We start from the raw sequence: 20,342 nt of genomic DNA, 5'->3' as shown, positions 1-20,342 counted from the left end.
TATTTGATGTATCGTTGTTTACACGATTATTAAAGTACATAAAACCGTATCGTACGGTTTTTGTCATTTCACTATTTTGTGTTGTCGGCTTAGCAATATTCGGTGCCTTTAGACCTTATGTTTTAAAAGAGGCTATTGACGTCAAAATTGCCAATAAGGAGTATAATGGCTTTGTAATTTATATGGTTATAATGCTGGCATTGTTGATTTTTGAAGTCATTTCTCAGTTACTTTTTATCTATTATGCAAGTTGGTTAGGGCAATCTGTAGTTAAAGATATTAGGGTGAAGTTATTTAAGCACATGCTTAAATTTAAAATGACCTATTTTGATAAATCTTCAGTTGGTGTTTTAATAACGAGAGCTGTCACGGATATGGAGCGTATTGCTGATATTTTTGGTGAAGGCTTATTCATGATTTTTAGTGACATTTTAAAAATGATTGTAGTCGCTGGGTTTATGTCATTCATAAATTTAAAATTGAGTCTTATTGTTTTCGTTACAATGCCAATAGTTTTATTTGCTACTAAGATTTTTCAGAAGTATATGAAAATTGCTTTTGAGGACGTACGTACCGAAGTTTCAAACTTGAATTCCTTTGTTCAAGAACGTGTTACTGGAATGAAAATATTACAATTGTTTACACGTGAAACTACTGAATATAAAAAATTTAAAGCTATTAACGAGCGTCATAAAAAAGGATGGTTAAAAACGGTTTGGTATAATTCTATTTTCTTTCCTATTGCAGAATTTTTAGCATCATTAACAATGGCTATGGTTATTTTAGTCGGTGGTTTTAATGCCATTTCTGAAAATGCAGGTACAACACTGGGGGACTTAATTGCTTTTACCATGTTTATACCAATGTTGTTTAGACCTTTAAATCAGATAGCGAATAAATTTAATACACTGCAAATGGGAATGGTCGCTGCAGATCGTGTGTTTAAAGTGTTAGATACAACGTCTAATATTGATGATTCTGGTACTATTGAGACCTCTCATTTTGACGGAAATATTACATTTGAAGATGTGCGGTTCTCTTATATTAAGGATGAGGAAGTTCTTAAAGGCATTTCATTTAATGTTGAAGCAGGAGAAACCGTTGCTATAGTTGGTGCAACAGGTGCTGGGAAATCTACTATTATTAATTTATTGAATCGTTTTTATGAGATCAATTCAGGAACTATAAAAGTTGATAATACAGATATTAAGGATATGACCTTAAGCTCGCTTAGAAACCAAATTGCGGTAGTGCTGCAAGACGTATTTTTATTCGCAGATACTATCTTGAATAATATTTCGCTTAATAATCCTAATATTACCGAAGAAGATGTTGTAAATGCTGCTAAATCAATAGGAATTCATGAGTTTATTTCTAGTCTTCCTAATGGGTATCATTACAACGTAAAAGAGCGTGGTGTAATGTTATCTTCTGGTCAGCGTCAATTAATTTCGTTTTTAAGAGCGTATGTTACAAACCCTAGCATTTTAATTTTAGATGAAGCAACATCTTCAGTAGATTCCTATTCTGAACAACTGATACAAGATGCTACTGATAAAATTACGGAAGACAGAACCTCTATTGTAATTGCTCACCGATTAGCTACGATTCAGCAAGCTGATAAAATTATAGTAATGGATGCTGGTGAGATTGTTGAAATCGGAACCCACAAATCCCTCCTTAAAAAAGAAGCAGGTTATTATAAAAATCTTTATGAAGTTCAGTTTTTAAAAGCTGAAGTGGTTTAGTTTGTCGCTTGTTTTTTAGCCGCTTCTTCTGCTGCCTTTTTTCCAGCTTCAAAGATTTCTTGTAAGTCACCATTTAAATACATTACTCCAAGCATTATTATTGTAGCTATAACCATTACGATACCAAGAATTACAAAAAAGAATAAGGTTCTCACAATGATATCTAGTAAGTTTAGATGATATAATCGTTTAAGGCAATATGCCGCGTAAAGTATCATCAATGGTATCATGGCCATACCAATAATATTTGAGGATAATCCGACTAAAGCTAAAACTAAGACTAAAAGCGCACTTGCAATTGAAATTTGCGCTTGTATGTACATAAATACGACGAGTAATTCTGTGTAATTGTATGTCTTCAAATTAAAAAAGATAATTTTTGCCATTATTGCATAGAGCGGTACATAAAGCATCATTACAATAGATTGATACTCTTGTAAAACTGCCATATTCTTTTTTTGAAAGTCGGCTTGTCCCTTCATTGATTCTATTGAGAAATCGTAAACTTCGGGGAAATATTTATTTATAATTAGAAGTTGAAATCCTGAAATGGTAATAGCAATCGCAAAATAACTAACAACATTTACGTATTTCTTTCTAGTTCCGTTTATGTAGCTTCCAATTACAATTTCTGGCTTGGAAAATAAACTTATGAATGTCTGTAAAAGTGTATTATCGTAATTGAAGAATGTTTCGCTAAAGTGCACAAATAGATTTTTAATTGTTAGTCTATTTCTAATTACTTTACCTCCACAACTTTTACAATAGTCATCGTGTTCTGATAGCTCGGTTTGGCAGTTTTTACAATTCATTTATTTAATAAGCAAAGCTATGGAAAGAACTATGATAACACTTATAATAGATAGTACTGTTGTAATAATTACGTAGGATGCTCCAATTAATAGAAAATAGAGAACGCTATACCAAAATGTAGTTTTGAAAATTCGTCTTAAAGTGTAAAATAAGTAAGCGAAGATAAGTACCGTAATTATACCAGATACAATAAAATAGTTAATCCCAAAGACTAGGAGTAAAATACTGATTATTACAGTTATGATAATGATCTGAGCATTGTAATAAAGGTTTAGTACCAGGTGTTCTGTAAAGTTATATTGTCTTTTTCCTGCTATGAAATAAGCCAGCCAAGTTGATGTTGTAGAAAAAGGAATACCGATAATATATATAAGAGTTTGATATTTGTTAATACCATCAAAATCCATAGTTTTAAAAGGTGTATTTTCATCCTGAGATATACTTCCAAGCAAATTTTCTAGGACAAGCATATCAGCATCAATAGCGTCTTTAAAAAATGTTGATATTAAAAAAACTTGAAGACCGGCAAAAGTCAAAGAAATCGCAAAATACTGAAGCACATCAATATATTTCTTTCGTGTACCATTAATATAGCCTACGATTACAGTTTCTGGTTGTCTAAAAAGATCAATGAATGTGCGGAAAAATTTATTGTCGATAGAAATAAATTGTTCATTAATTTGATGAGCTATCACTTTTGGTTTTAAGCGATTCTGAATGATTTTCGCACCACATTCATCACAAAACTTCTGTGATGCTTTAAGCGTATTATTACAATTTTTACAGTTCACTAACCTAAATCGTGTTTAATTTTATCTCTAAGTTCGTCGGTATTTTTAAACATTTCAAATTCACCGTTTTTAATATAAGAAATCTGACCTGTTTCTTCACTCACACAGAGTGCAATGGCATCTGTTTTTTCAGTAATTCCGATGGCTGCTCTATGACGCAAACCAAAACGTTCAGGAATATTCTTCTCGTTATTAACAGGAAGAATAACACGCGTGGCTTTTACCACGTTTTTATCGATAATGATGGCACCATCATGTAATGGGCTATTTTTAAAAAAGATACTTTCTATAATGGGCTGAGACACTAAAATATTCATCTCATCTCCGGTGTTTGTTAGAAAATCTAAATTATTGTTACGCTCAATAACAATTAAAGCTCCAGTGTTAGACGCTCCCATTTTATTACAAGCATTAATAATAGAATCCACATCTGTTGTGGTTTGGTCGTCGTTTTTAAGAAACTTAAAGTTTTTAAACAGATTTCGCTTTCCGCTAATATTTGTAGAACCCACCATTAGAAGAAACTTTCTAATTTCGGGTTGAAACACGACGATTAAAGCAATAATACCAACTTTCATAAAACCATCAAAAATGCTGTATAGCATGTGCATATTGAGGTAATCAGTTAAGCGCCAAGCAAAATAAATGATTAGAATACCAATGAAAATATTGATGGCAACCGTGCCTTTTACAAGCTTATAGATGTAATAGAGTAGGATAGCCACAAGGAATACATCCACGAAGTCTATAAATCTAAAATCCCAAAGTTGTAAGTTTTCCAAAAGGCTGGTGTTTCTGCTAATTTAAGAATTTATGTTTAGTAGCGAAGAAAAAAGTTCGATTGTTATATCAGACCTGTCAGTTTTCTAAAACCTGACAGGTCTCCAATTTAATAAATAAACTCGTTATTTCACACCCTTAAAGTCCCCTCTAGGGGGCAATCCAAGAAAGTTTAATTTGTCTAATGTCCCCTTAAGGGGATTTTAGGGGTGTGTTTTTTAGCGTTTAAGATCTAATTATTTTATTTAATAAATGAATTCATTTAAATCCACAGTTATTAAATCTGAATTTAAAGATTTAACTCTTCTTTTAATCGTTATATAATCCTGAAAAGTCAAATTCTCATCAAAGTAGAGTAGCAAATGAATTCCAATAAAATTAATTGCAGTCAACTTATCAAGTTCATTTTTTAATTTATTAATGTTTGACTCCTGCTCGCCAATTTGAAATTGATCGGTTTTATTGAAAATTAGTGGAATTGTTGATTGAGCATTGAGACCTGCAGTGTTCATCAAGTTTTCTTTTGTAGGCATATTGTTTTTGTGATATACTGTATCAATTTTAATATTCTCTTTAAATACTATATCCGTAAACTCAATAAAGCCCAAATTTCCAATACTCGTATCATTGCAAGTAAAATAATTTTTAGCATTCTCGTTTTTATGCATTTTAGCATTTCGCTTTTTTTCTTGCATCAATATAATCTTAGGAATCGCTTGTTTTAAGGTTAAGCGCTTATCTACATTCACTAACCAATTGGTTGTACTAATTAAATTTTTACGATTCAATAATGTGGAATCGGGCTCTGTTTCATCATAAAAAATATAAGCAGGCGAAACATCTAAGACTTCAGTGATTTCGGCATTTTCGATTTCTGGTAAGTATAAGACACGTTCGTTATTGCAACTAAAACAGCATAAAATAATAAGTAAATAAATGTAACGCATGGGTTAATTAGATTTCAATTGGTTATAAAGTGTGACACATTCCATAGCTTCTTTGACGTCGTGTGCACGTAAAATTTTTGCGCCTTTTTGTAACGCAACCATATGCAACGCAGTGGTGCCGTTGAGCGCATTTTCAGACGTTGAATTTAGCGTTTTGTAGATCATCGATTTCCGAGATACACCAGCTAAAATAGGTTTGTCGGTAAGTTGAAGTAATTCGAGTTGATTCAATAATTCAAAATTTTGATCTACTGTTTTTGCGAAACCAAATCCAGGATCAATAATAATATCATTTATTTTTTCTTGGTGAGCCGCTGCGATGCGTTCTGCAAAATAAGCAATTACCTCTTTAGTTAAATCATCATATTGCGTTTGCTGTTGCATGGTTTCGGGATTCCCTTTCATATGCATCATAACATAAGGAACGCCTAATTTTCCAATAGTAGAAAGCATATTGTCATCGAGTTTTCCTGCTGAAATATCATTAACTAGTGCAGATCCTGCTTCAATACTTTGTTTAGCAACCTCACTTCTAAAGGTGTCAATAGAAATTAAAGTATCAGGAAAATGTTTCAAGATTAATTTAATGATAGGAATGACACGGTTTAATTCTTCTTCTTCACTAATAGCATCAGCATTTGGTCGCGAACTGTAACCACCAATATCAATAAAAGTAGCTCCATGGTTTAGCATGGTTTCAACTTGATTTAAAATAGCAGTTTCATCTTTATATTTTCCGCCATCAAAAAACGAATCTGGCGTAACATTCAATATACCCATCACTTTTGGTGTGGCTAAATTGATTAATTTTCCTTTACAATTTATATTCATGTTTACTCTAAAAAAGGCGTTAAGAAAACTTTAAACCCCAAACTTTGAACTTCTAATTTATTTATGCGAAATTTACGGAAATTATAACGTAATAGATGCAAGATACTTCAAAACAATACGATGCTGTTATCGCTAAATGTAGAGCGCTTTTTGTAAATAAAATGAGTGATTATGGGAGTGCTTGGCGAATTTTAAGATTGCCATCGTTAACCGATCAAATTTTTATAAAAGGACAGCGCATTAGAGGATTGCAACAAAATGCAGTTAGAAAAGTAGATGAAGGAGAGGTAAGTGAGTTTATCGGTATTATTAATTATTGTTTAATGGCTTTAATTCAGTTAGAAAAAGGTGTTGTTGAACAACCCGATTTAAACACTGAAGAAGCGGCTAAACTTTACGATGAAAAAATTGCACTAACAAAACAGTTGATGCTCAATAAAAATCACGATTATGGTGAGGCTTGGAGAGATATGCGTGTAAGTTCGCTGACGGATTTAATCTTACAGAAACTATTACGTATAAAGCAGATTGAAGACAACGCAGGAAAAACACTAGTAAGTGAAGGTATTGATGCTAATTATCAAGACATGATTAATTATGCGATTTTTGCTTTAATTCACTTAGGTGAATCAAAGCAATGATCAAAATACAATTCCGATAGTTATCGGAACTAAATTCCAAGAGATTTGGGAAAGGACAAAATTTACAATTTAGAAGATAGAACCTTTGCGTTTGCTAGAGACTGTCGTTTTTTTGGTTCGGAATTTGAAAAAGACAATTTAAAATTTAGAAGATTGTAAACAATTGGTGAGATCATCCGGTTCAGTTGGGGCAAATTATATTGAAGCTAATGAAAAGTTAGGGGATAAAGATTTAAGGTTTCGATTAAGAATTTCTAGAAAAGAGGCCAAAGAAAGTGAGTATTGGCTGAAGCTTTTAAAGGAATTAAACGAAACTCATAAAGACAGAATTGAAGAATTAATTTTAGAAGCGAGCGAACTTAAAAAAATTCTCTCTGCCATTATAAACAAATTGAAGTAGAACAATAAAGTTGAATGTTAAGTTTTTTGGAATTTAGTTTTTGATTTTTGGAATTAAAATATTTATGAAATACATTGTACATCTTAGCAGAATTTTTACAGGAATATTATTTATTATTTCAGGGTTTATAAAATTGAATGATCCGCTTGGGTTTTCGTATAAATTAGAAGAATATTTTGGGTCTGATGTTTTAAATTTGGAGTTTCTAATTCCGTATGCACTTGGTATTTCAGTTATTGTTGTGGTCTTTGAAGTCGTTTTAGGGGTCTTCTTATTAATTGGCTATAAACCTAAATTCACGGTTTGGAGTTTATTATTGATGATTGTCTTTTTTACGTTCCTTACGTTTTATTCGGCATATTTCGATAAAGTAAAAGATTGTGGCTGCTTTGGTGATGCTTTAAAATTAACGCCATGGGAAAGCTTTACAAAAGATGTGGTGCTTTTAGTATTAACTCTAATTTTGTTTTTCGGTGTAAAACACATCAAACCTTTGTTTTCAAAATTACCAATGACAGTTATCGCATTATTGAGTTTTATTGTGTCGCTTTGGTTTGGGTATCATGTCTTAATGCATTTACCTTCTATAGATTTTAGAGCCTATGCGATTGATAAAAATTTACCTGAAGAAATGGCGGTTCCAGAAGATGCTCAAAAACCAATTTTAGAGTATACCTGGATATTTAATGTCAATGGTGAAGAGCAAGAGTTTGTGACCAACGGAAGTTATCCTAGTGTAGACGGTGAGTATGTTGGAGTAGAAACTAAGACTATAGATGAAGGGTATATTCCTGCAATTCAAGATTTTTCTATAGAATCTGATGATGAAGATTTAACAGGGTATTTCTTAGAGCAAGAAAAATTAATGATGGTAACCATGTATAATGTCACAAAAGGAGAAGCTGAAGGTATGGCAAAGTTGAAATCGTTTACAGATGAGGCTATTAACAAAGGCTATACTGTAATTGGTTTATCGTCATCTGGTGCTGCAGATAAAGCGCAAGCAAAAGCGGCCTATAATTTTAATTTCGATATTTATCTCTGTGATGAAAAAGTGGTTAAAACCATTGTACGTGCAAATCCTGGAATTATCATATTAAACAAAGGAACTGTTGTAAACAAAGCCCATTGGAATGATATTGAGGATATTGAATTATAATCGATAGTTGCAGTATTCAGGCTCATTTTGCAGTTAAATACGATTTAAACACCATTTAGAATTATAACAACTAACTTTTTTGATAAGATATTTAATCAATAAAATCTTTTATGCCTTTATCACCTTACTTGGTGTTATAACCGTCATTTTCTTTTTATTTAATAAACTTGGTGATCCTGCAAAAATGATGTTAGGACAAAACCAATCAGAAGAACAGGTTGCTGCGGTAAAGAAGAAATACGGATTTGATAAGCCTATCGGAACGCAGTTTTTGTATTACCTGAATGATTTATCTCCCATTTCGTTTCATTCTAAAACCAAAAATGATTATACCTATTTAGGACCCAATAAGTATACAGCAACAGCGCTATTTAGTTTAGGGAATACAACTACGGTTATTAAAGCGCCTTATTTACGCGAATCCTTTGCCAAACAAGGAAAAAAAGTAAGTCAGATTATCGGTGAAACCATTCCGAATACGTTTGTTTTAGCAATTTCTGCTATTATTATCGCCATTGCCTTAGGTATTGTTTTTGGAATCATTTCAGCATTATACAAAGACACTTGGATAGATAAAACCATTCAAATTTTAAGTACGTTTGGGATGAGTGTACCGTCATTTTTTAGTGCCATTTTATTTGCATGGTTATTTGGTTTTGTGTTACATAAATACACCAATTTAGAAATGACAGGTAGTTTGTATGAACTTGATGATTTTGGTGAAAAAATGAATATTCAATGGAAAAACTTAATCCTTCCAGCAATCGTTTTAGGGATTAGACCATTAGCCGTTGTGATTCAGTTAATGCGAAATTCGCTATTAGAAGTTTTAAACCAAGATTATATAAGAACGGCTAGAGCCAAAGGCTTGAGTGAGTTTCAGGTGATTAAAAATCATGCGGTTAAAAATGCTTTAAATCCTGTCGTTACTGCCATTTCAGGTTGGTTTGCATCCATGTTAGCAGGAGCTGTTTTTGTGGAATATATTTTTGGATGGAACGGCTTAGGAAAAGAAATTGTAAATGCGCTGAATACTTTAGATTTACCAGTAATAATGGGAGCTGTTTTAGTGATTGCAATTATATTTATTACGATTAATATTTTTGTAGATGTAATTTACGCTTGGTTAGACCCTAGAGTGAAGTTATCCTAATGAAATACTGATAATAGTCAATTTACCATTATCTTTATTGTATTATTTTTGTGTACTAAAATTAAAAATTCAATATACTTATATTATGAGAAAACATATCGTAGCCGGAAACTGGAAAATGAATAATGATTTACCGCAATCGGAACTTCTGATAACAGATTTGTTAAAGCAAAATCAAACATCAGATGCTGAGGTTATGATTGCACCAACGTTTACTAATTTATGGCAAGCGTTTGAGTCTTTAAGACAAGAGTCTATAGAAGTTATTGCGCAGAACATGCACTTTGCAGAAAATGGTGCGTATACAGGTGAAATTAGCGCTAGTATGTTAAAAAGTATCGGAATTAAAACGGTTATTTTAGGTCATAGCGAACGTCGTGCGTATTACAATGAAACAGATGAATCTTTAGCTAAAAAAGTGGATGCAGCTTTAGCAAATGATATGCGTTCAATTTTTTGTTTTGGAGAAGAATTACAAGATAGAAAATCTGAAAACCATGAAGCTGTTGTAGAAGGTCAGATTAAAAATGCCTTATTTCATTTAGAAGCTGATGCTTTTAAAAATATTGTTTTAGCTTATGAACCAGTTTGGGCCATCGGAACAGGTGAAACAGCTAGCCCAGAGCAAGCACAAGATATGCATGCCTTTATTAGAAAAACCTTAGCAGATAAATATGGTAACGATGTCGCTGATTCTGTTTCAATTTTATACGGAGGAAGTGTAAAACCAGGAAACGCTAAAGAGATCTTTGGTAAACCAGATGTTGATGGTGGTTTAATTGGAGGAGCAGCACTTAACGCAGAAGATTTCTATGCGATTGTAAATGCATTCTAAAAAATATTAACTTATAAACTAAGTTTTAATAAATTAAAAAGTCCTTAAACTTTTGGAGATATCCAATACGTTTAAGGACTTTTTTTGCTTGAAGTCTAGATTGTTTTCTAGAATTCAAAAGGAGTGAATTAGACTATATACCTATTTCAACCTGAAATCTTAAATACCAATTGCTAGTGCTGCTAGAATCTAAATAGTTTAATTCTGTATTCGTAAGTTCGGCTTGTAATTTTAAAGCATGTTCCCAAATATATTTCGTAACACCAAGACTGTATTGATTAGTTTGTGGAGTTAACGCTTCAATATCTTTGTGTGGTTCTTGGTAAGAATAACGGCCAATAACTTCATAGTTATTGGCAAAAATATAACTCAATTGGGTATCAAATCCACTTCCTGTGAAAACGTATTGAGAATCTAAAGCATCATCCGGATTAAAAGTTATAGGATCATCAGCAGTTCTCTGCATATAAGCCGTTTGAAATGCCCAACCATTATACTTTACTATAGCATCTAAAAATAAGGATTGGATGTCGCGTTGCGCAAACAACTCATCACCAATAGTTCCACGTGTTCTTCGTGCGTTGTTATTGTAATGGTAAACACCAGATAGCATTAGTTTAGGGGTTTCTTCACGTTTTATATCTCCTTCAAATAACATCCCGTTACTTTTAAAAGCACCAAAAGGAAAGAGTTCTAAACGCCCTGTAAACGCTAATCCGTTATCAGGTTCTTTAGTCCAGTTTCGACCTTCACCAGTACTAATCGCTGTTTTTAAATTATAAGAGAGCTTGTCTTGTAATTCATTTAAGTAATAGACTTGTAAACCAAAATCTCTATCAATATTAAAACGCGCATTGTTTATAGAGCGATCTGTAAGCTGTAAAGCACCAGAGGAATTAATACGTTGCCTATTTCCAGGAAGTTTGGTTTGTCCGAAACCAATATTCCAATGCTCATCGGGTCTATAAAATACAATCGCATCTCTAATAATGTTAAGATTGTCACCGTCCTCAATGGCTCCAACATCATTTGGTGAAAACGATAATTGAATAACATAAATAATGCTTGGATCCCCAACATAACCATCAAAACGCAAACGCAAACGTCTAATCATTGCTTCATATCCATCTTCCTCATCTTCATTATATAGAGACGTAAATCGATTTTGCATTCTAAAACGAATGTTGAGTTTAAAAATACTATCAGGTGATGTAATTCCTAGACCTTTACCATAGCTATAATACGGTAATGCAGATAGTTTAATGTCGTTGTCATCTTGAGCAATGGTTACTTGAGATAGAACCAAAAATAGAATGCCTACAATATATTTATTCATATCATTTTAATTTGAAGCAAAAATACTAGTAACTAAATTAATGATTAGTAAATTTGCAAAAAAAAAAGATTAATGTCCGAAATATATATAGGTTACACGTTTAAAGTAAGTCCTTTACAGCCAGCAGTTGAGATTTTAATTGCAGAATTGGGTTATGCTGGGTTTGAAAGCTTTGTAGAAAATGAAGAAGGCGTCATAGCGTATATTCAAAAAGAGGAATGGAATGAAAACATTCTCGATGCTATTTATATTTTGGGTTCAGACGAATTTAAGATTGATTATACGTTTGAAGACATAGAACAGACCAACTGGAATGAAGAGTGGGAGAAAAATTTTAATCCTATCGTCGTTGATGATTTGGTTTCCGTACGCGCACCATTTCATGAGAAACGAGATGATGTAAAATATGATTTAATTATTGAACCCAAAATGAGTTTTGGTACAGGGCATCATGAAACCACGCACATGATGATTCAACATATATTACAAAACGATTTTAAAAATAAGTCGGTTTTAGATATGGGTTGTGGAACTGGAGTTTTGGCCATATTAGCAGAAAAAGTAGGAGCTACAAAATTAGATGCTATTGATATAGATAATTGGTGCTATTTAAATAGTTTAGAAAACGTAGAGCGAAATGATTGTGAAAATATTTCGGTATATGAAGGTGATGTAACGTTATTAAACGGCAAAAAATACGACAGTATCATTGCAAACATCAATAGAAATATCTTATTGGCTGATATATCAGAATATGCCAAATGTTTAAATGAAAATGGATCTTTGTTTTTGAGTGGTTTTTACCAAGAAGATATTCCAATTATTGAAGCAGAGTGTAATAAGCAGATGTTAAAGTTGACTAAAACTCTGCAAAAAGGGCAATGGGTGTCGTTAAAATTTATAAATTAGTAGTAATTAAAAATAGAGTCTGTCACACTAAGCACTGTAGATGATGTGCTTAAAAAGATATCCACTATGACAAAAGAAAAATATTCAGAAGAACTACTTCTAGAAGAAGAAGTATTAAAACAAAACGAAATCGTATTATTTAATGACGAAGTCAATACGTTTGACCATGTTATTGATACGCTTATTTATGCCTGTGATCACATGCCAGAACAAGCGGAACAATGTGCATTGTTAGTTCATTATAAAGGTAAATGTACTGTAAAGACAGGTTCTTATGACGATTTAGAACCACGTTGTTCCAAGCTTTTACAAGCAGGCCTTAGCGCTGAAATTATATAATAAAAAATCCACCTTAAGTGGGTTTTTATTATATAATTGTTCTGTTTAACTTTTTACAACGTAGACGGACAAACAAAATCCGTCATTTTTAATTCTGTGTCTTTAATTGCGCCAAATCCACCAGCAATATCAACAAGCTTATCAAATCCTCTTGCTTTTAATATAGAGGCCGCAATAACAGAACGATAACCACCTGCGCAATGTACATAGTAAGTTTTGTCTTTATCAACCTGATTCATGTTCTCATTAATAAGATCTAATGAAAAATGTTGAACGCCTTCTAGATGAGTAGACTGGTATTCTCCATCTTTCCGTACATCTAATACATTAAGTTGATTTGCTTTTGCTCTATCTGCAAATTCTTCTGCAGAGATAGAATCTAAAGTTTCAATATCTTTTCCTGCATATTTCCAAGCGTCTAATCCGCCTTCAAGATAGCCCAAGGTGTTATCGTAGCCAACACGAGATAATCTTGTAACAGCTTCTTTAGATTTACCTTCAGGAACCACTAATACAATAGGTTGTTTGATGTCTTTAATTAGAGCGCCAACCCATGGTGCAAAACCACCATTCAGCCCAATAAATATAGAATTAGGAATATGGCTTTCTATAAAATCAGCTTGTGTTCTAACATCTAGTACTAAAGCCGATTCATGATTTGCCATCGCTTCAAACGCTTCTGGACTAAGAGGAACATTCCCTGTTTTTAAAACAGTATCAAACGCATCATAACCCATCTTATTCATCATGGCATTTTTCGCAAAGTATTGTGGTGGTGGTGCAATACCATCTAAAACTTCTTTTACAAATTCAGCTTTGGTCATGTCTGCTCTTAAAGCATAATTAGTTTTCTTCTGTTCACCTAAAACACCGACAGTTTCTTTGCTTAAGTTTTTTCCGCAAGCAGAACCAGCACCATGTGCAGGATAAACGATAACGTCATCAGCTAGTGTCATGATTTTATCTCGCAGCGAATCAAATAACATTGCTGCTAAATCTTCTTTGGTTAAATCGGATTTAATGGCTAAATCTGGCCGTCCAACATCACCTAAAAATAAAGTGTCACCAGAAAAGATAGCGTGGTCTTTTCCTTTTTCGTCAATTAGTAAATAGGTTGTCGATTCTAAAGTATGACCAGGTGTATGTAAAACTTTAATAGTAATATTTCCTAGTTTTAGTTCTTCGCCATCAGTAGCGGTATGAATGTCGTACTCTGTAGTTGCACCAGGGCCAAATACGATAGTTGCTCCGGTCTCTTTTGCTAAATCGACATGTCCAGAAACAAAATCAGCATGAAAATGCGTTTCTAAAATATATTTGATTTTCGAGTTATTGGCTTTGGCCTTATCAACATATTGCTGAACTTCTCTAAGTGGGTCAATTATAGCAACTTCTCCTTCAGATTCAATATAGTAAGCACCTTGTGCTAAACAGCCTGTGTATAATTGTTCTATTTTCATTATTCATTTATTAGTATTACAAATTTACAAAACTTCATTTTTTGAAATGTGATATTTATCACAAAGTGTGTTAAAACAGCTCCTTGAAAATGATATAGATAGCCATTATTATGGTGAAATATCCAAATCCGCGTTTTAATTTTTTAGGACTAATTTTTTTCGACAATGTTAATCCGATAAAAATCCCAACTATTGAGATCACGGTAAACGTAATTAGAAAGTGCCAATCGATAGTTAATGTTTTTAAATCACCTAAAAACCCTATTAGAGATTGAATGGCAATTATAAATAATGATGTGCTAATGGCTTTTTTTATGGGAAGTTTTACTAATAATACCAATGCTGGTACTATTAAAAATCCTCCTCCAGCTCCAACTAAACCTGCTAAAGCACCAATGCCGATAGCTTGAGTACCAATGGCGAAATAGTGAGTATTATCAAATTTTGTTACGACACCTTCTTTATTGACAACTTTAGATTTAATCATTGACCAACCTGCTAAAAGCATAATAATAGCAAACAACAACATTATAAAAAGTGAATTGGTAAGCTGAAAATTACCAACAGAAAATAAAACTTCTGGTAAGTTAGGAATTACTAAACTTCTTACAGTGAATACTGTAAGTATTGATGGAATTGCAAATATGATAGCCGTTTTAAAGTCTATCGTGTTCTTTTTGATGTTACGAATAGTACCAACTAAAGCTGTACTACCTACTATAAAAAGAGAATAGCCAGTAGCAACTATTGGACTAAAGCCTAAAAAATAAACTAAAATAGGAACCGTTAAAATAGAGCCACCTCCACCTATTAGTCCTAAAACTAAGCCAACAATCAATGCTCCTATATAACCTAATATTTCTACTAGTTCCATATTAATGTGGTAATTTGTCTTTTAATAATCCGTAAACATAAGTGCCTAATAGGGCCGCTGCAATAACAATTATAATTGAAAAAGCGCCGGTGCCAATTAAGATATACATCGGTCCTGGGCAAGCACCAGATAGTGCCCAACCCAACCCAAAGATTGTGCCTCCAATGATGTAACGTGTAAAACCACGCTCTTTTAAAGGAACTCTTAAGGTGGTGCCTTCTGTTGTTTGTATCTTTTTCTGCTTAGATATTAATAATAGAATCACACCGGTACCAACGGCAGTGCCAATAATACCATACATATGAAACGATTGAAATTTAAACATTTCAAAAATGCGATACCAAGACACAGCTTCAGACTTTACTAAAACAATTCCGAAGAAAATACCGACAATAAAAAACTTTATATACTTGCCCATAATTAAAAGAGTATTGGAAAAATAAGGTGAATCATTATAAGGCCTCCTAAAAAGAAACCAACAACAGCAATTAATGATGGTAGCTGTAAGCTACTTAATCCCGTTATAGCATGGCCAGAAGTACAGCCGCCTGCATACCGTGTACCGAAACCGACAAGAAATCCGCCAATAACAAGGATTAAAATGCCTTTAAGACTAAAAACGGCATCCCAACTAAATAATTCTGGTGGTAATAAACTTTGTCCGACATTATTAAAACCGAGTTCGTTTAAATCTTTAACCGTAGCTTCACTAAGATCCATATCAATAGGGTTCGATAAAAAATAATGCGCTATAAACCCGCCAAGAATTGCACCAAGTACAACAACGAGATTCCATCTTTGGCTTTTCCAATCGAATTTAAAGAATTCTGCGTGTTTTCCTGCTCCACCAATGGCGCAAAGGGTTCTTAGGTTTGAGGACATTCCAAAAGTTTTTCCGAAATACAAAAGAAGAAACATTATAATGGCAATAATAGGTCCGGAAACGTACCAAGGCCATGGTTGTAAAATAAATTCCATACGTTTAATTTAATGCAAAAATAGCCTTCTGATTTTAAGACTGCGTGATAAATGTTACTAAAAGTCTAAGACAATAATTTTATTTCTTCCAAGTTCAATTTTATTGTCTCGTTCTAATTGTTTTAATAATCGAGAAATTACAACTCTGGAGGTATTTAAATCTTCGGCAATTTCTTGATGCGTGACTTCTAAACTTGTGGAAGCGGAAAGTTTTACATGATCTGTAAGGTATTTAAACAAGCGCTCCTCCATTTTCATAAAAGCGAGCGTGTCAATTGTTTCTAGCATTTCATCAAAACGAACTTGGTAACTTTGTAATATGAAGTTTCGCCAGCTTTCATTAGAATTAAACCACAGTTTCATATTAGCAATAGGAATCATAATAACCGTAACGTCTTCATCTGCAACGGCTCTAATTTTACTGGATGATTTTGTCATACAGCAAGTTAATGACATCGCACAAGTATCTCCAGATTCTAAAACATAGAGTAAGAGTTCATCTCCATGAGTATCTTCTCTTAAAACTTTAATATTTCCTTTAATAAGTAAAGGAATAAAATTTAGATCCTGACCAATATCTATAATAATATCCGCTTTCTGAAAAGTTTTGAGAAACGCAACATTGGCTATACTATCGATTAGTTCTGAGTCGAATAAGTAATTAAAAGGTTGAAGTAATTCTTTAGAAATCATACTTCAAAAATAGTAATTTAAAAATTTGAAATAAATAGTTTGGCTATCATTTAATAAATGTATTATATTTGCACCCACTTAAAAAAATACCATTAGGTATTATTACAGTGAAAATAATGGCCTCGTGGCGCAACTGAATAGCGCACTTGATTACGGCTCAAGAGGTTACTGGTTTGAATCCAGTCGAGGTCACTAAAAAAACCAGTGCTTTACATAAATAATGTAAAGGCTGGTTTTTTTTATTTGCAGAATATTTGCCTGTTTTATACTAAAAAACCACGCAAATCGTAAAGATATACGTGGTTCTGTTAATTATTTTATCGGTAAACTTTTAATATATCTGAAACTTACTCATCAAGTAATAAATTTAAATTTACGGTAATATTATCGCGTGTTGCTTTACTAAAAGGACAAGCTTCATGTGCTTTTTCGACTAAGTCTTCACCTGTTTCTAAATCGACTCCTGGGATGTAACAATCTAAAGTAGCTTCTAAGAAAAAACCATCTTCATCCTTACAAAACCCAATGATAGCTGTGACACTTAATGCGTCATCATCTATTTCAATGCCTTCGTTTTTTGCGACAGATTGTAGTGCTCCACCAAAACATGCGGCGTAAGCGGCTCCAAAAAGTTGTTCTGGATTTGTGCCGTTTCCACCTTCTCCTCCCATTGACTTAGGTACGGAAAGGTTGTGGTCTAAAGGCCCGTCTTCTGATGTAATATGTCCTGATCTTCCTCCATCTGCTTTTGTGGTTGCTTCGTATAACGTTTTCATGGTCTTTTGTTTTTAATGTTAGTATACTAAATATACTACGTTACAGCAGTCTAATGAAATCTTCTGTCTTAAATTTCTCATAAATTTAGACAACGATAAAAAAGAAGGGTTAATTATAAAGTGATCTGTCTGAGTAAGAAAAAAACATTGAATTCACAATACATTATCAATTATTCAAGCGCATTTTTAGTTACATAAACACGCCAACCTATTATAGCAAGTTGAAACTTAGAAGCTTTGCTAAGGTCTAATTGCTTTTTAGTGTAAGATGGAAGTATGGCTTTATTGAGTTTAGCCAGGATTTTAAAGATTTTAGTTTTCATAGTAAATTGAATAATAAATCTTTAGCAAAAATAGTAAAACTTATTCTAGAACTAAGCTTTACAGTTTTTAGTTAGTAATTTAGTTGGTTTTCATTTTTAGATTGATGAAATAATAATTTCAATAATTAATTTAGCTAGTGTCATCATAGTTTTAGGTTTAGAGGTTAATAAAATACGTTGTTTGTTTGATTGAGTTTTCAATATATAATCTTAACCATGTTCCGCCAAATTATTTGGTATAAATTGATGAATTTGAATTCTAATTTATAACTAAAAAGATGATCTATATTTTAATATTATGTAACTTTTCTATATTTAAGTTTTATTTTATTACTTTATTGTGTATTTATTGTTTCGTTTTGATACTTTTTAAGGGCTTTTTTTTAGTGGTAATCTAAATCGTAGAGGGGTTTCGCCTTTAAAAGGACTAAATTTTAATGTTTCGTTATTGTTGAAAATTTTTTCATGATAATTTTCATGTTTTATTTGAGATGTTTTTTGTATTTAATTTTGTCGTAACAAGAGTGTTTAATATTAAAACTATCTTTGTGAAAAATAAAAAGCGATGAAAAAAATTACGATTGTATTACTATTATTAGTTTCAGGATTTAGTTGGTCACAAGTTCTAGTGATTAACGAATTGGAAGCTGATTCTCCAAGTATAGATACTCATGAATTTATAGAGCTGAAATCTGAAACTCCAAATTTTTCGACAGATGGTTACATCTTAGTGTTTTTCAACGGATCGAGTAGCGGTGGTGATTCTAGTTATTTTGTATATGACTTAAATGGTTTAACAACGGATATTAATGGTTTGTTGGTTGTAGGAAGTGCGAATGTGACTCCTTTTCCACAATCTTTAATGTCCGAAAATGTCATTCAGAATGGACCAGATGCCGTAGGTATTTATCAAGCTTCAATAAATGATTTCCCAGAAGAAACGGTAGCAACTCAAACGAATCTAATTGATGCTATGGTGTATGGAACTAATGATTCTGATGCCACTGGTTTATTAGATAAGCTAGGTGAAACACTTCAGCATAATGATAGTGGTACTAATGCCAATCCAAAATCTATTCAACGTTTTGTGGATGTTATGGGAAATGAAACGTTTTCGTCTGCAACTCCAACACCGAGAAGAGAAAATGATGGGTCTGGTATTACTATTACTGCGATAGCAATTTCAGTAACAGAAACAGAGATCGTTGAAGGTGAGGCTTTTGATATTTTGTTTACATCAGATACAGAGATTACTTCAGATATAAATTTCAATATAAGTTTAGATAATTACGGATTTAATACCTCAGATTATACGGGTAATACAAATATTACAATTTTAGTTGGTGAGACTACGGCGAGTACAACAATTACAATAATTGATGATGTGGATGATGAAGGTGATGAGGTTTTAAAAATTAGATTTTTAGATTTAGTTGAGCCTATCATTGCTAATAATGGTGATATTGAAATACGAGTTGTAGATAATGATTTTACGGTTGCAGCTTGGGGAACACCTTTAGAACCAACGTACGGTGTTGTGGCAAGTACACAGCCTAATGGTTATTATAATAGTTTAGATGGTTTAGCTGATGTAGAATTGAGACAAGCGTTACAAGATATAATTGCGGACCCAAGTGTTGTTAGAGCGCAGACGTATGCTGATGTTATTGATATTTTAAATGAAGCAGATGAAAACCCGAAACATAGTAATGAAGTTTGGTTGGTGTATTTAGAAGTAGGACGTGCTAAGTTAGATATTCAAACTAATTCATTAAGTACAGGGAAGTGGAATAGAGAACATACATTTCCTAGATCTCGTGGTGGCTTTGACAGTATAGAGGAAGATGAAATTGCAGATGGTATTGATGTGTATTGGACAACCAAAGCGGATTCGTTACGTCATGGTAATTCTGATGCACATGCGTTAAGAGCTGCAGACGGACCAGAAAATAGTAGTAGAAATAACCAGTTTTATGGTGAGTATAATGGTCCTAGTGAAACAGCAGGTAAATTTAAAGGAGATGTAGCAAGAGGCGTGTTCTATATGGCTGTACGTTATAATGGATTGGAAATTGTAAACGGATTTCCTGACGGAATCGCAGGTCAGTTTGGTGATTTAGCAACCTTATTAGAATGGCATAGAAATGATCCGCCAGATGATTTTGAAATGAACAGGAATAACGTCGTTTATAACTGGCAAAAGAATAGAAACCCGTTTATAGATCAACCAGATATGATAGAGTATATTTGGGGAAATAGAATTGGTGAAGACTGGGAACAAGTATTAAATGTTAATGATAATACAGAACTTAAAGTGGGTATTTTCCCTAATCCAACAACTGGACGTGTTTATATTTCAGGATTAAATGCGAGTGCAGATGTTGAGGTCTATTCTATAGATGGAAAACTTTTAAAGCAGTCGCAATCTGATGAGGAGTATATAGATTTAGATGTGACGTCGGGAATGTACCTTTTAAAGTTAACGAGTAATAATCAATCCGTGATAAAAAAAGTTATTGTAGATTAAGTAAGGTGTATTTATAAATAAAAAGCCAA

22 protein-coding genes and 1 tRNA gene are annotated in these 20,342 nt (G+C 32.9%); 10 read left to right on the top strand and 13 right to left on the bottom strand.

The window, feature by feature from the left end; all coding sequences use genetic code 11:
- Positions 1-14: 14 nt before the first annotated feature.
- On the top strand, positions 15-1,748 hold the full coding sequence (locus tag ADIWIN_RS11520; protein WP_020896435.1) for an ABC transporter ATP-binding protein: 1,734 nt from the start codon (positions 15-17) through the stop codon (positions 1,746-1,748).
- Here the strand turns inward: ADIWIN_RS11520 and ADIWIN_RS11515 are convergent.
- From ADIWIN_RS11515 to folP, 5 genes are all read right to left on the bottom strand, one after another.
- The gene (locus ADIWIN_RS11515; RefSeq protein WP_020896434.1) at positions 1,745-2,560 is read right to left on the bottom strand and encodes a DUF3667 domain-containing protein; all 816 of its coding nucleotides are present in this window, start codon (positions 2,558-2,560) and stop codon (positions 1,745-1,747) included. The two genes, ADIWIN_RS11520 and ADIWIN_RS11515, sit on opposite strands and share 4 nt — an antisense overlap.
- Complete coding sequence (locus tag ADIWIN_RS19640) at positions 2,561-3,352, bottom strand: DUF3667 domain-containing protein (protein ID WP_020896433.1); 792 nt, start codon at positions 3,350-3,352, stop codon at positions 2,561-2,563.
- Positions 3,352-4,134, bottom strand: coding sequence for a diadenylate cyclase CdaA (cdaA, locus tag ADIWIN_RS11505; protein ID WP_020896432.1), 783 nt, complete (start codon positions 4,132-4,134; stop codon positions 3,352-3,354). Before cdaA ends, ADIWIN_RS19640 begins: the two co-directional genes overlap by 1 nt.
- A gap of 243 nt (positions 4,135-4,377) precedes the next feature.
- The gene (locus tag ADIWIN_RS19635) at positions 4,378-5,079 is read right to left on the bottom strand and encodes a hypothetical protein (RefSeq protein ID WP_020896431.1); all 702 of its coding nucleotides are present in this window, start codon (positions 5,077-5,079) and stop codon (positions 4,378-4,380) included.
- A gap of 3 nt (positions 5,080-5,082) precedes the next feature.
- Positions 5,083-5,910, bottom strand: coding sequence for a dihydropteroate synthase (folP, locus tag ADIWIN_RS11495; RefSeq protein ID WP_020896430.1), 828 nt, complete (start codon positions 5,908-5,910; stop codon positions 5,083-5,085).
- Positions 5,911-6,005: 95 nt separating this feature from the next.
- Here folP and ADIWIN_RS11490 point away from each other — a divergent pair, with 95 nt between their 5' ends.
- The 5 genes from ADIWIN_RS11490 to tpiA all read left to right on the top strand — a co-directional run bounded on the left by ADIWIN_RS11490 (position 6,006) and on the right by tpiA (position 10,098).
- On the top strand, positions 6,006-6,551 hold the full coding sequence (locus ADIWIN_RS11490; RefSeq protein ID WP_020896429.1) for a DUF1599 domain-containing protein: 546 nt from the start codon (positions 6,006-6,008) through the stop codon (positions 6,549-6,551).
- Positions 6,552-6,717: 166 nt separating this feature from the next.
- Entirely contained in the window at positions 6,718-6,951 is a 234-nt protein-coding gene (locus ADIWIN_RS11485; protein ID WP_235047102.1) for a four helix bundle protein, read from the top strand.
- A 64-nt stretch (positions 6,952-7,015) separates the two neighbouring features.
- A complete protein-coding gene (locus ADIWIN_RS11480; RefSeq protein WP_020896426.1) occupies positions 7,016-8,110 on the top strand; it encodes a BT_3928 family protein in 1,095 nt (364 codons plus the stop codon).
- 79 nt (positions 8,111-8,189) lie between these two features.
- On the top strand, positions 8,190-9,263 hold the full coding sequence (locus ADIWIN_RS11475; protein WP_020896425.1) for an ABC transporter permease: 1,074 nt from the start codon (positions 8,190-8,192) through the stop codon (positions 9,261-9,263).
- 85 nt (positions 9,264-9,348) lie between these two features.
- On the top strand, positions 9,349-10,098 hold the full coding sequence (tpiA, locus tag ADIWIN_RS11470; protein WP_020896424.1) for a triose-phosphate isomerase: 750 nt from the start codon (positions 9,349-9,351) through the stop codon (positions 10,096-10,098).
- Between the two features lie 133 nt (positions 10,099-10,231).
- Here the strand turns inward: tpiA and ADIWIN_RS11465 are convergent, their stop codons facing one another.
- A complete protein-coding gene (locus ADIWIN_RS11465) occupies positions 10,232-11,434 on the bottom strand; it encodes a porin (RefSeq protein ID WP_020896423.1) in 1,203 nt (400 codons plus the stop codon).
- A 72-nt stretch (positions 11,435-11,506) separates the two neighbouring features.
- Between ADIWIN_RS11465 and prmA the strand changes: the two genes are divergently transcribed.
- Both prmA and ADIWIN_RS11455 read left to right on the top strand, forming a co-directional pair.
- Complete coding sequence (gene prmA / locus ADIWIN_RS11460; protein WP_020896422.1) at positions 11,507-12,343, top strand: 50S ribosomal protein L11 methyltransferase; 837 nt, start codon at positions 11,507-11,509, stop codon at positions 12,341-12,343.
- Positions 12,344-12,409: 66 nt separating this feature from the next.
- Positions 12,410-12,682 carry an ATP-dependent Clp protease adaptor ClpS gene (locus tag ADIWIN_RS11455; RefSeq protein ID WP_020896421.1) on the top strand — a complete coding sequence of 91 codons (273 nt, stop codon included), beginning with the start codon at positions 12,410-12,412 and terminating at the stop codon, positions 12,680-12,682.
- A 53-nt stretch (positions 12,683-12,735) separates the two neighbouring features.
- Here the strand turns inward: ADIWIN_RS11455 and ADIWIN_RS11450 are convergent, their stop codons facing one another.
- The 5 genes from ADIWIN_RS11450 to ADIWIN_RS11430 all read right to left on the bottom strand — a co-directional run bounded on the left by ADIWIN_RS11450 (position 12,736) and on the right by ADIWIN_RS11430 (position 16,687).
- A complete protein-coding gene (locus ADIWIN_RS11450; protein ID WP_020896420.1) occupies positions 12,736-14,142 on the bottom strand; it encodes an MBL fold metallo-hydrolase in 1,407 nt (468 codons plus the stop codon).
- Positions 14,143-14,212: 70 nt separating this feature from the next.
- Positions 14,213-15,016 carry a sulfite exporter TauE/SafE family protein gene (locus ADIWIN_RS11445; protein WP_020896419.1) on the bottom strand — a complete coding sequence of 268 codons (804 nt, stop codon included), beginning with the start codon at positions 15,014-15,016 and terminating at the stop codon, positions 14,213-14,215.
- A gap of 1 nt (position 15,017) precedes the next feature.
- A complete protein-coding gene (locus ADIWIN_RS11440) occupies positions 15,018-15,434 on the bottom strand; it encodes a DUF6691 family protein (protein ID WP_020896418.1) in 417 nt (138 codons plus the stop codon).
- A 2-nt stretch (positions 15,435-15,436) separates the two neighbouring features.
- Entirely contained in the window at positions 15,437-15,994 is a 558-nt protein-coding gene (locus ADIWIN_RS11435; protein WP_020896417.1) for a YeeE/YedE family protein, read from the bottom strand.
- A gap of 57 nt (positions 15,995-16,051) precedes the next feature.
- Positions 16,052-16,687 carry a Crp/Fnr family transcriptional regulator gene (locus tag ADIWIN_RS11430; protein ID WP_020896416.1) on the bottom strand — a complete coding sequence of 212 codons (636 nt, stop codon included), beginning with the start codon at positions 16,685-16,687 and terminating at the stop codon, positions 16,052-16,054.
- 118 nt (positions 16,688-16,805) lie between these two features.
- Here ADIWIN_RS11430 and ADIWIN_RS11425 point away from each other — a divergent pair.
- A tRNA-Arg gene (locus ADIWIN_RS11425) sits at positions 16,806-16,879 on the top strand.
- A 155-nt stretch (positions 16,880-17,034) separates the two neighbouring features.
- On the opposite strand, the gene ADIWIN_RS11420 is transcribed toward ADIWIN_RS11425, so the two are convergent.
- Both ADIWIN_RS11420 and ADIWIN_RS11415 read right to left on the bottom strand, forming a co-directional pair.
- The gene (locus tag ADIWIN_RS11420; protein ID WP_020896415.1) at positions 17,035-17,463 is read right to left on the bottom strand and encodes an organic hydroperoxide resistance protein; all 429 of its coding nucleotides are present in this window, start codon (positions 17,461-17,463) and stop codon (positions 17,035-17,037) included.
- A 170-nt stretch (positions 17,464-17,633) separates the two neighbouring features.
- Positions 17,634-17,786 carry a hypothetical protein gene (locus ADIWIN_RS11415; RefSeq protein WP_020896414.1) on the bottom strand — a complete coding sequence of 51 codons (153 nt, stop codon included), beginning with the start codon at positions 17,784-17,786 and terminating at the stop codon, positions 17,634-17,636.
- Between the two features lie 565 nt (positions 17,787-18,351).
- Between ADIWIN_RS11415 and ADIWIN_RS11410 the strand changes: the two genes are divergently transcribed.
- Positions 18,352-20,313, top strand: a complete 1,962-nt coding sequence (locus ADIWIN_RS11410) for an endonuclease (protein WP_020896413.1) — start codon at positions 18,352-18,354, stop codon at positions 20,311-20,313.
- The last annotated feature ends 29 nt before the right edge of the window (positions 20,314-20,342 follow it).

This window comes from Winogradskyella psychrotolerans RS-3, from assembly GCF_000427335.1.
Taxonomy (GTDB): domain Bacteria; phylum Bacteroidota; class Bacteroidia; order Flavobacteriales; family Flavobacteriaceae; genus Winogradskyella; species Winogradskyella psychrotolerans.
Note: the sequence above shows the minus strand (reverse complement) of the source record. Positions and strands in the feature narration are given on the sequence as shown.